The organism is Rhizobacter sp. P1_G5, from assembly GCF_056405435.1.
The window spans coordinates 1-11007 of sequence record NZ_JBFUCB010000152.1 but is presented as its reverse complement, the minus strand read 5'-3'; the positions used below and the strand labels follow the sequence as shown (position 1 = coordinate 11007).

Genomic DNA, 11007 nt, shown 5'->3' with positions numbered 1-11007 from the left:
CATGCTCGAGAGCATGGTCGACGACCGCACCGAGGAAGTCCGCTCGGCGCGCGACCGGCTGCAGTCGTTCGCGAAGCAGCTGGACGACAGCATCGAGGCCGAGCGCCGGCGCCTGGCCCGCGAGGTGCACGACCAGTTCGGGCAGATCGTCACCGGCACCAAGCTGGTGGTGCAGCAGCTCGCGCGCGACCACCCCGGGCTGCCGGGCGACCAGCTGGCCCAGCTGACCGGCATGCTCGACGAATCGATCGTCATCGCGCGGCGCATCGCGACCGAGCTGCGCCCGCCGCTGCTCGACGACCTGGGCTTCGGGGCGGCGGTGTCGCACTTCGCCGAGCGGCTGACGCAGCCGGGGCAGCTGGAGGTCACGGCCGAGATCGACGACGACGAGCAGCTGGAGAGCGACCGCGCGAACCAGTTGTTCCGCATCGTCCAGGAGGCGACGACCAATGCGCTGCGGCATGCGCAGGCGACGCGCGTCTCGATCACCGGCTGCGAGTTCCGCGGCCTGTACGTGCTGCGCATCAGCGACAACGGCATCGGCCCGCAGCCGGTGCGCGCCGACGCGAGCGGCCTGCGCAACATGCGCGAACGCGCCGCGATGGTCGGCGGCGCGTTCGAGTTCGGGCCGGGGCCGGACGGCGGGTCGGAGGTGGTCGCCCGCATCCCGCTGCAGCAACCGGCCCGCGTGGAGGAAGCATGGACGACATGAAGGTGCTGATCGTCGACGACCACCCGATCATGCGGCTGGGCGTTCGCCAGCTGATCCTCGGCGCCTGGCCGGACGCCCGGATCGAGGAGGCGACGACGCTCGCGCAGGCCTGCGAGACGTTCCTGGCCTTCTCGCCCCGCTTCATCGTGCTCGACATGGGGCTGCCCGACACCACCGGCACCGAAGGCGTCAGCCGGATGCTGCAGCTGGCCGGGCCGGTGCCGATCCTGGTGCTGAGCTTCAACGTGGAAGCCGCCTATGCCGCGCGGCTGCTGAAGATGGGCGTCGCCGGCTACCTGCCGAAGGACCGGGCCGGCGACGAGCTGGTGACCGCGCTGCGGCGCATCGGCGAGGGTCGCCGCTACGTGACCGAGGCCGCCGCCGACCACCTGGTCGACCTGCTGGGCGGGCGCTCCGCCGCCGGCGAGCCGCACGAGCAGCTCTCGGCCCAGGAGCTGCGGGTGATGCAGCTGATCGCCGCCGGCAAGGCGCCGGCCGAGATCGCGCAGCTGATGGGGCTGTCGGTGAAGACGGTGGGCACCTACCGGGCACGGATGCTGGAGAAGACCGGCTGGAAGAACAACACCGAACTGACGAAGTACTGCGTGGCCCGCGGGCTGACGGACCCGGGCTGACGTGTAGGCAATCGCCCTCCATCCGATCGCTACGGCGTCTGGTTCACACGCTTCGCGGCCCGGCTTACCCTGCCCGGATGCCGCTGAACGTCGTCATCGTCGAAGACTCGGAGCTGATCCAGAAATGGCTGGAGAGGCTGCTGCTGGCCATCCCGGGCGTCAACGTGGTGGGCATCGCCGCGGCGGAGGACGAGGCCATCGAGATGATCGAGCGCCTGCGCCCCGGCGTCGTGACGCTGGACGTGGCGCTGTCGCCCGGCAACGGATTCAACGTGCTGAAGGCGCTGCGCGAGAAGGGCAACGACTGCAAGGCGCTGGTGCTGACCAACCAGGACCTGGCCGGGCTGCGGCCGACCGCGCAGAAATACGGTGCGGACGGGCTGTACGACAAGAGCCTGGACGCGGCGACGGTGATCGAGCGCGTGCGGCAGTGGGCGAGCGGCCCCTAGGGCCTAGAAGCTCTCCTTGACCTCCACGACGAACTGCGCCTTCTTGATCGAGCGGTCGCCGTCCAGCGGGAACGCGACGTCGACGTGGATCACGTTGCCGAGCGAGGTGCGGCTGTTGCCCAGGCGCAGCCCGAAGCCCACGTCCCTCAGCAGCTTGTGCGACGCGTCCGGCACCGCGCCCTGCCCCCAGGTGCGGCCCATGTCGTAGAACACTGCGCCGCCGACGTTGAAGAGCCGGAACGGGTACCAGTTCGTGAACACGCGCTGCTCGGTCGTGAACAGCCAGCGGCCGTCGCCGCTCTGGTAGCGCAGCGGGTAGCCGCGCAGCCCGTTGTCGCCGCCGAGCAGCACCTGCTGGCCGTCGTCGAGCCGCACGCCGCGCTGCGCCGACAGGTCCATGAAGAAGCTGCGGCGCGCCGATTGCCGCAGGTAGTAGCGGCCCTCCGCCTTGAACAGCGAGTTCTGCAGCTGTCCGTCCTCGACGCGGCCGAGCGCCGAACCGGACAGCAGCAGCGTCTGCCGCGGCGTCAGCGCATGGCCCACCGTCGCGGCCAGCGAGAACACCGTGGCGCGCCGATCCGCGCCGAGGCCCGGCAGCGATTCGCCCAGCTTGCCGGTGACGTGCCAGCCGAGCGACACGTCCTCGGTCTTGCCGATCTGGTCCTGGTTGCGCACCTCGCTGAAGGCGTCCTGGATCAGCTCGAAGCCGATCCACGGGTACACCAGCGTGCGTTCGGTGCCGGGCGGCGGCGCCTCGTTCGGCGGCACGACCAGCGTCGCGCGGTGTTCGTCGTGCGCCACGCCGGCGGTCCAGCGCGTCACCCAGCCGTCCTGCAGACCGGCGGACCAGCCGCCATACACCGACATCGTGCGCTCGCGCACGTCGAGCTGGCGGATCACGTCGCCGCGGTCGTAGACGGAATCGACCCGCTGCTCGTCGCGCACCTGCGAACCGGCGGTCCACGCGGTGTCGAGCGCATAGAACGGCCGCTTGACGGCCAGCGCGTGCACATGGCCGTCGCTGTTGTTGGAGTACTGGGCCTGCAGGTCCCACCAGCTGTCGAGCACGTGGTTGTCGTGGTAGCTCAGCGTCTTGCTGCTGCGGTCGACCTCCGACTTGAACGAGAAGCCGAGCTCCTTGCCGAAGCCGAGCAGGTTGGCGTCCTCCAGGCTGAAGCCGCTGCTGTTCTTGCCGCCCGAGCGGCCGAGCGACACGCCGGGGTTCAGCGTCCACACGTCCTGCGTCACCACCTCGAGGTCGACGATGCCGTCGTGCAGCGCGACCGGCCGGATGTGCGCATCGCGGAAGTACGACTCGCGGCGCAGGATGCGTTCCGACTCGCGCAGCAGCCGCGGGTCGTAGGGCTCGCCGGGCTTGAACAGCAGGTGCGACGCGACCACCGATTCACGCGTCAGCAGGTGCAGCTTGTTGGCCCAGCGGAACAGCAGCCTGTCTTCTTCCGGCAGGCGCGTGTCGAAGAGGTTCAGGCGCTGGAAGCGCACTTCGCCGATGCGCGCGCCGGCGGCCACCAGCGCCGCGTCGTCCGGCACCTCGGCCGGGCGGGGCTTCTCGAGCTCGGGGGGCTTCGGCCGCGGGGGGCCGTCGTCCGCCTCCGGTTCGGAGGCCGCCGCGGCCGGCCGCTCGGCAGCCTGCGGCTCGGCGGCCTGCGCCGCACAGCAGGCAGGCACGAGGGCCGTTCCCACCGCCAGGGTCCAACTTGCCGCACACGAGCTCACGCGCCACGCCATCGCTTCCCTTCGGTTGAACTGTTCGCCCCGCGTCGTCCCGACCGTCCAGGCATGTTAGCGACGACAAGGCAGTCGGCGTGCCCGGTCGATCCGACAGACACGCGATGTGGCGGCAAGGCACACGGATTGCCACCCTTCGGTACCGCACCTTTGGGTCTCCGGGCCAAAAGAGCGGGATGCGACCGGCAGGGCCGGCGCGCCACCTCTTCCAACACCTGCAAAGGAGTCACACCATGACAAAGCTCTCCACCACCCTGACCCTCGTGTCCGCAGCCGCCCTGGCTGCCGTCGTATCGCTGTCCTCGGCCCAGTCGACGACATCGGGCACCACGGCCGCCCCGGGCTCGGCGAGCGCCGATCAGAGCCAGCCGAACGGCCCGGCCACGATAGAAAGCACGACGCCGACCAACCAGAACATGACGGCGCAGCCGACCACCCAGGACACGCAGGTCAGCCCGAACAACTCGAACAATGCCAACCCGCCGGCGACGCTGGAGAACCGGACGACGCTGGACAACAGCGATTCGTCCAGCACGATCGCGAGCGATCCGCTGGCACCGCGCGCCGATCGCAACTGATCGTCGCCACGTCGGCTTCGAGGGCCCGGCAGGTTCGCTCTGCCGGGCCCTCGTTTCATTCCAGGGGGTCAGCGGACGGCGGCCTGTGCCAGCTGGGTGGTTGGCGCGGCGGGGCGCGGGTCGGGCATGCCGAACACCTCGGCCAGCGTGCGGCGATCAGGCACCAGGTACACCATCGCGCGGCCGCGGCTGAACATCGGACTGATCACGCCGTCGTAGAACGCTGGCGGCAGGTTGATGCAGCCGTAGCTGATGCGGTTGTCGTCGACGCCCGGTGACGCGAGGCGCTGCGCGCGACGCTCGCGCGGGTTGGTGGTGCGCACGCGGTGCATCGACACCGCGGCGTCGTAGTCGACCCAGACGATGTCCTCGCCGTTGGCGTTGTGGCCGGGCCGGCCGATGAAGCGGCCGGCCGGCGTGATGCGCTCGGACGGCTTGATGTCGGCGATCGGCCGCTCGCCGATGCCCGGCACCGAATCGTCGCCTCGCGCCGCGCCCAGCAGCGCCGGTGCCGAACCGAGCAGCCGGCCTGCCGCATCGAACGCGAACAAGTGGGCGCGCGGCTTGTCGATCAGCACGAACGGCAGCCCGCGGTTGTCGGCGCGACTGGCGACCCAGTCACCGAGGCGCCGCACCTCGGCGGACGCCGCCTCGGCACCGAAATCCAGCGTGCGTTTCGCGTACACCGGCAGCGCGTGCCGCGCGTTGTGCGCGAGCCGCTCCGGATGAACCGGCGACGGCGGTTGCGCGATCAGGCTCAGCACGATCGTCGCCGCGCCCAACAGGCCCGCGTTCACCCACTCCAGCACCGGTGATGGCTTCATGCCGACGCGTGGCAATCCCCGTGCCCGTGGGATAGCCAGCAGCGTCGTCTGCAGGCTTGATGGCGCATCGAACTGCGTCCACTTTGTCGCGCTTTTCGACGCACGTCCCGAGACCGGCTTCCCTACGATCCACCATCTTCACGCGAGCGAGCCAGGACCCGCCCATGCGATTTGCAGGTAAAGCAGTGCGATCGGCAATTCTTGCCAGTCTGTGGGCATGGGGCACGTGGGCCTGTGCGGCAGCTTCGACATCCGACACGTCATCGGACAGTTCGCAGGCCTCGCCCGAGGCCCGGCTCGCGACGCGCTGGATCCTCGACCACCACGACAACCAGGGCAAGCCGTTCGCGGTGGTCGACAAGAAGGCAGCGCAGTTGCGCATCCACGCGGCCGACGGCCGGCTGATCGGCAGCAGCCCGGCCCTGCTGGGCCTGGCCCCCGGCGATACCGCGATCGCCGACATCGCGCACCGTGCGCCGTCCAGCCTGCGCCCGTTCGAGCGCACCACGCCGGCCGGCCGCTTCGAATCGCAGCCGGGCCGCAACCTGCACGGCGAGGACATCGTCTGGCTCGACTACGCCGCCTCGCTCGCGATCCACCGGCTGCGCCCGGCGGCGCCCGCCGAGCGGCGCGCGCAACGGCTCGCGTCAGCCTCGCCGGCCGACAACCGCATCTCGCTCGGCTGCGTGGTCGTGCCGGTGGCGTTCTACGAGCAGGTCGTCGCGCCGGTGCTCGGGCAGGCGCGAGCGGTGGTCTACGTGCTGCCGGAAGACCAGCCGGTGCGCGGCTATTTCGAGGCGGCGCAGGGCCTCTAGGTCTTTCCCCGCGCGCTCCACAGCGCCGCGCCCATCAGCAGCATCCCGGCCGACTGCAGCGCGCTCAGGCTGCGCCCGTACACCAGCCAGTCCACGCCCACCGCGGCGAACGGGTAGACGAACTGCAGCAGCGCGATGCGGGCCGTCGGCAGGCGCGCCATGCCGGCATACAGCAGCACGTAGGCCAGGCCGGTGTGGATCACGCCGAGCCCGGCCAGCCAAGCCCAGGCGGCAGGCTGCGCGGGCCAGCCCTGCGTCAGCGGCCACCAGGCCGTCAGCACGACGCCGACCGTGCACTGCCACGCCGCGAGCGCCAGCGACGACGCGCCCTGCACCCGCTTCGCGATCAGCGTGACCGCCGCGTAGCTGAGCGAGCCGCCCAGGCACATCGCGAGACCGGCCAGGTAGCGCGTCGACCACGGTTCGCCCTGCGCGTGCTCCGCCAGCCCGGTGGCCAGCGCGAGCCCGAGCAGCGCGACGCCGGCCGCGAGCCACCGGCGCGCGCCGATGCGCTCGTGCAGCCACCAGGCGCCGAAACCCATCACCCACAGCGGCTGCACGTGGAACACCACGGTCGCGACGCCGATCGAGGTGCGCTCGATCGCCGCGAAGAACAGCGCCCAGTTCGCCACCATCAGCACGCCGCAGGCGAGCGCAGCCGCCAGCGCCTTCGGCGGCAGCCGCAGCTCGCGCAGGCGGCCGGTGGCGGCGGCCCACGCGAGCAGCGCGAGCCCGCCGAAGGCGCAACGGAAGCACACCGCCATCAGCGGGTGCTGGCCGGCCTCCTCGACGAACACCCCAAGCGTGCCGAGCAGCAGGCCGCCGGCGGTCATCAGCAAGGCGCCCTGCCCCGCCGGTGACGCAGCAGGCAGCGCGAAGGTTGCGGTACGGGTGTGCAAAGGGCTGCTCATGACGCGATCGTCGGCGCCGGACTTCATCCCGTAAAGCGCATAGTTCAGCTTGCTACCATTCGATTTCCTGCTGCTTGCACGGACCCATGCCATGACCACCCCCGACCTCCAGCTCGACTGGCTGCGTGCCTTCGTCGCCGTCGTCGATGCCGGCTCGCTGACGGCCGCCGCGCCGCAGGTGCACCGCTCGCAGTCGGCACTGAGCATGCAGATCCGCAAGCTGGAAGACGCCGTCGGCCGCCCGGTGCTGACGCGCGGCCCGCGCCACCTGGCGCTGACACCGGCCGGCCACGAGCTGCTCGGCTACGCGCGCCGCCTGCTGGAGCTGCATGCCGAGGCGCTGGGCGCGCTCGGCGGCACGCGCGTCAGCGGCCACGTGCGGCTGGGCGTGCCCGACGACTACGCGGTGGCTTACCTGGCGCCGGTGCTGCGCACCTTCGCGAGCCGCCATGGCGGCGTCGAGATCACGCTGGCCTGCGCGCAATCCACCGCGCTGATCCCGCAGGTGCAGCGCGGCGAGATCGATGTCGCGATCGTCACGCGCGACCGGCCGCAGCGCGGCGCGCTGCTGTTCCGCGAGCCGATGGTGTGGGTCGGTGCGGCGCAGCACGAGGCCTGGCGGCGCGAGCCGCTGCCGCTCGCGATGTACGAGGCCGGCAGCCTGGCGCGCAAGGCGGTGCTGGCGGCGCTGGGGGGGCAGCGGCGGCAGCACCGGATCGTGACCCACAGCGAGAGCCTGGTCGGGCAGCTGGCGGCCGTCGAGGGCGGGCTGGCGGTGGCGGCGCTGACGCGCTGCAGCGTGCCGGCCGGCCTGCAGATCCTGGATGCGCGCCACCAGCTGCCGCCGCTGGCCGACATGGAGGTCGCGGTGCTGCGCAGCCAGGCCAGCGCGGGCCACGCGGCGGTCGATGCGATGCAGGCGCAAATCGTGAATACCTTGCGCCGTCCACCCTCCTGAGGGATGGACGGGCGGCGCGGACGCAGCAGAATCCCACCCCACCCAAGAACAACAGGAGGGGTGAAACGTGAAGAGATCGACTCAGGGCGTGCTGGGTGCCGCCATCGCCATCTGCGCCACCATCGCAGCGCTGGCCGCGGCACCCACCGCCTCGGCGCAATCGCTGTACCGCTGCAAGTCGGGCAATTCGACCTACGTGTCCGACCGGCCGTGCACCACCGGTGCCGCCTCGTCGTTCGGCACCATCGGCCCGCAGAGCAACAACAACACGTACCAGCAGTCGTCCTCGACGTACGTGCAGCGGCCGCCGAAGACGGCCGAGCACGTCAGCTACCTGAGTTCGGCCTGCGCCGACATCGCCGAGGCGATCCGCACCGGCCCGGCGCGCGGCGTGCGCGGCGACGTGATCAGCGGCTTGCACGAGGAGTACCGCCAGAAATGCGCCGACGACGACGCGGCGGCGCGCCAGCGGCTGGCCGAGGACAGGCGCAACGAGCGCGATGCGAAGCGCTCGGTGCAGACGGCGGCCCAGCAACAGCAGCAGCAGACGCGCATCGCGAGCGAGCAGTGCAACGAGCTGCTGCGCATCCTCGCGGCCAGGCGCCGGCAGACGGCGACGATGAACGACGGCGAGCGTGCCGACCTGCAGCGCTCGGAGACGAACTACGCGGAGCGCTGCAAGCACTGATCCGGCTCACGCCGGACCGGCCCGGACCCTCAGGCCGCCAGCGGCTGCGCGCTCGGGTCGGCAGGCGCTGCGGGCGGTGCCGAGGGCCCGGCAGGCGCCGCCGCCGCGCCGGTGACGGCATCGCGCTGCAGCTCGCCGCCCAGCGCCTCGATCAGCGCGGGGATCAGCTGCTTCAGCTCGCCGGTGACCAGGGCGACATCGGCGTCGAAGTGGTCTTCGTCCTTGGTGGCGGTGGACGTGCCTTCGAGCACCACGTCGAGCAGCTTGAGCTTCTTGATCGTCATCGCATCGCTCAGCACGAAGGACACGCGCGACGACCAGGTCATCGCGAGCGACGTGGGCAGCTTGCCCTGCACGATGTGCTGGCCGACCTCGTCGATGTCGAGCGTGTGGCGTGCGTACTTGACGGTGGCCTTCTCGCTGTCGGGCTGCTTCAGCTCGCATTCGCGGTCGACCGTGAAGCCGGCCGGCGCTTCCTTGCTGGTCAGCCATTCGGCCATCGCGGTGGCGGGCGAGATCGCGCTTTGCGCGAGGCTCAGCCGGATGCCGCCGCCGAGCAGCTCGACCAGCATCGTGACGACGCGGTCGGCCTTGGCGGTGCTGGCCGCGTCGATCACGACGAAGCCGGCGCGAACGTCGATCCACACCAGCGTGGCGGAGCGCTTCGGGAAGGCGCGCGGCAGCAGGTCCTGCACGATCTCCTCCTTCAGCTCCTTGGCGATCTTGCCCTTCGGGCGGCGGCCGGTCTCGGCCTCGATGCGGTCGAGCCGGGCCTCGAGTTCGGCCTTGATCACCGACGAGGGCACCGCCTTGCGCTCGACGCCCAGGCGCAGCACCAGCTGGCCGCCGACGTTCTCGATCAGCGCGCCCTCCTTGTCACCGCGCGGCTGCAGCCAGCCGGCGGATTCGGGCTGCGTGGCGCCGCAGGCGGTGAAGCGGCTGCCGGCCAGGCGTTCTTCCACCTCTTCGAGGGGCGGCGGGTTCCATTGGTCGATGCGGTAGAGGAGCGCGTTCTTGAACATGGGCACAGCGGGAGTGGGGCCCGGATTGTAGAAGGCCGCGCGGTCAGGCCGGATTCTCGAGGTAAACGACGCGAACGTCTTCTTGCAGGTGTGCGGCGCCGTACGCCTGCAGGGCCGCCTCCACGCTTTCGTAGTGCTTGTTCAGGTAAGCCTGCGGCCCGTCCTTGTTCGCTCCCCCGCCCCTCGGCCTGAATCGCCATGGCTTGGCTTCGGACCCCTCCAACTTCTCGAGCAGATCCAACGGGCAGGACGACCGCATCGAGGGCCCCGCTACCACCACGCGGTGGATCGACGGGCTTGCGAGGTCGCCCGTGACGCCCTCGTCGGGCACGATCAAGCGGGAGCGCAGCACGCTGCCTCCCGGGCGCCGCGAACGTTCGAGGGCCTGTTCGATCTCCAGCAGCGTTCGGGCACCTCGGACATCCTCGATGAAACGCGTATCCGCACCGGCCGGATCCTTTCGGAGCAGCCAACGCACCGCCGCCGCCGGCGCATCGCTTTCGACCCGCACCGGCAGCGGCCGGTCCCAGTCACCCCGCGCGATCCACCTCGCCAACGCGCCGGCCCGGATGATCGCGACCCGCTGGCGGCCCAGATCGCAGTAGCAATCTCCTGCCGCGTTTCGCCACCAGACGCCGCCCGGGAACTCATTGCGGATCGAAGGATGCGCGGCCAGCGCGTCAGGCGCGCGGCCAGACTCATCGCAGGCCCCGACGGCGAATCGACGCGCCCATTCCTCGCGCAGCGCGGTATGGAGCGTCGCCCGCTGGGCATCCGTCGCCACGGACTCCGGCAGCGGATGGCCAGGTGCCAGCATCTTGAGTGCGGCCGACAGTTCACGAGGCGTGCGCAGGCGGGTGGCAGCCGCCGCGTCGTCGGGATGGCTGCAGATGTGCCGGATCGCCCGCGCGCCCGGTTCCCACTGCGTCTGGGCAAACTGGCAGAACGCCTTCAGGTCGCGGTGCACCGCGCTGCCCTGCTGCCACGCGAACCCCTTGCGGTCGCCGGTTTCCTTGGCGACCGCCTTCAGCAACGACTTCGCCTGATCGATGAACAGCGCCGGCGGCACGCTGCGGAACAGGCGGGCCGCTGCAGCCCACATCTCATCGTTCGTCAAGGCTGACGATGCAGCGAGGTGGCCGTTGTGGTCCAGCCATTCGTTCATCGCATGCAGGTCGATCTGCTCTCCCTTCAGATGACGCTCGAGGAGCCTCACGAACTTGCCGGCGTCGGGGTTCGAGCTCTTGCCGAGGCGCGCGATCCAGCAGGCTGCATGGAAGCTCGGCAGCAGCGCCCCCGGTGCCAGCTTGGGCAGTGCCTCAGGCAGCCCGAAGACAGCGCCGTACTCCCGGCGGCGATCCATCAGCTCCTGCCACTCGATGTCGCGCGGATGCACGCCCCGTTTGCGCAGCTTGTCGGAGCGTGCGCGGATCATCCTCTCGATGTCGTCGAACAGCGCCTCGTCGATATTGGCAACAGCCACCACCGCCTTGATGWGGGGCTCAAGCACGTCCGGATGGCCCCCGGCGGGTCGGCGTGCCAGCAGCCCGGCGAATTCATCCAACGCGGCGACCGCCTGGGTGTCGGGATTGACGGTGTGGATGGTCCTGCCGGCAAAGCCATCCCGGCCGCCGGTCCAGTAGCCCGAAGTCCTCGCCACCGACAG

12 protein-coding genes are annotated in these 11007 nt (G+C 70.7%); 7 read left to right on the top strand and 5 right to left on the bottom strand.

Features of this window, described 5'->3' with window-relative positions; translation table 11 throughout:
- The 3 genes from AC1D12_RS13105 to AC1D12_RS13095 form a co-directional block, all read left to right on the top strand.
- Positions 1–712, top strand: a 712-nt coding sequence (locus tag AC1D12_RS13105) for a sensor histidine kinase (protein ID WP_477840833.1), incomplete at its 5' end; no start/stop codon positions are given.
- Positions 700–1347, top strand: coding sequence for a response regulator (locus AC1D12_RS13100; RefSeq protein WP_197066791.1), 648 nt, complete (start codon positions 700–702; stop codon positions 1345–1347). The genes AC1D12_RS13105 and AC1D12_RS13100, both read left to right, overlap by 13 nt.
- Positions 1348–1424: 77 nt before the next feature.
- A complete protein-coding gene (locus AC1D12_RS13095; protein WP_047502129.1) occupies positions 1425–1796 on the top strand; it encodes a response regulator in 372 nt (123 codons plus the stop codon).
- A 3-nt stretch (positions 1797–1799) separates the two neighbouring features.
- On the opposite strand, the gene AC1D12_RS13090 is transcribed toward AC1D12_RS13095, so the two are convergent.
- Positions 1800–3500 (bottom strand): BamA/TamA family outer membrane protein, encoded by a 1701-nt coding sequence (locus tag AC1D12_RS13090; RefSeq protein WP_477840831.1) that lies wholly within the window; start codon positions 3498–3500, stop codon positions 1800–1802.
- A gap of 278 nt (positions 3501–3778) precedes the next feature.
- Here AC1D12_RS13090 and AC1D12_RS13085 point away from each other — a divergent pair, with 278 nt between their 5' ends.
- Positions 3779–4123, top strand: a complete 345-nt coding sequence (locus tag AC1D12_RS13085; RefSeq protein ID WP_477840829.1) for a hypothetical protein — start codon at positions 3779–3781, stop codon at positions 4121–4123.
- A 68-nt stretch (positions 4124–4191) separates the two neighbouring features.
- Here AC1D12_RS13085 and AC1D12_RS13080 read toward each other — a convergent pair whose 3' ends face one another.
- A complete protein-coding gene (locus AC1D12_RS13080) occupies positions 4192–4947 on the bottom strand; it encodes a hypothetical protein (RefSeq protein WP_477840827.1) in 756 nt (251 codons plus the stop codon).
- A gap of 185 nt (positions 4948–5132) precedes the next feature.
- Here AC1D12_RS13080 and AC1D12_RS13075 point away from each other — a divergent pair, with 185 nt between their 5' ends.
- Positions 5133–5762: a hypothetical protein gene (locus AC1D12_RS13075; RefSeq protein ID WP_477840825.1), complete on the top strand. Its 630-nt coding sequence runs from the start codon at positions 5133–5135 to the stop codon at positions 5760–5762.
- On the opposite strand, the gene AC1D12_RS13070 is transcribed toward AC1D12_RS13075, so the two are convergent.
- Positions 5759–6673 carry a DMT family transporter gene (locus AC1D12_RS13070; protein WP_477840823.1) on the bottom strand — a complete coding sequence of 305 codons (915 nt, stop codon included), beginning with the start codon at positions 6671–6673 and terminating at the stop codon, positions 5759–5761. The two genes, AC1D12_RS13075 and AC1D12_RS13070, sit on opposite strands and share 4 nt — an antisense overlap.
- Positions 6674–6764: 91 nt before the next feature.
- Between AC1D12_RS13070 and AC1D12_RS13065 the strand changes: the two genes are divergently transcribed.
- Together AC1D12_RS13065 and AC1D12_RS13060 are read left to right on the top strand one after the other, a co-directional pair.
- Entirely contained in the window at positions 6765–7631 is an 867-nt protein-coding gene (locus AC1D12_RS13065; protein ID WP_477840822.1) for a LysR family transcriptional regulator, read from the top strand.
- A 67-nt stretch (positions 7632–7698) separates the two neighbouring features.
- Entirely contained in the window at positions 7699–8319 is a 621-nt protein-coding gene (locus AC1D12_RS13060) for a hypothetical protein (RefSeq protein ID WP_477840820.1), read from the top strand.
- Between the two features lie 29 nt (positions 8320–8348).
- Here the strand turns inward: AC1D12_RS13060 and AC1D12_RS13055 are convergent, their stop codons facing one another.
- Both AC1D12_RS13055 and AC1D12_RS13050 read right to left on the bottom strand, forming a co-directional pair.
- Positions 8349–9341 carry a recombination-associated protein RdgC gene (locus tag AC1D12_RS13055; RefSeq protein WP_047502119.1) on the bottom strand — a complete coding sequence of 331 codons (993 nt, stop codon included), beginning with the start codon at positions 9339–9341 and terminating at the stop codon, positions 8349–8351.
- Positions 9342–9384: 43 nt separating this feature from the next.
- Positions 9385–11007 (bottom strand): hypothetical protein (locus AC1D12_RS13050; protein WP_477840817.1); only part of this gene is annotated, 1623 nt, incomplete at its 5' end.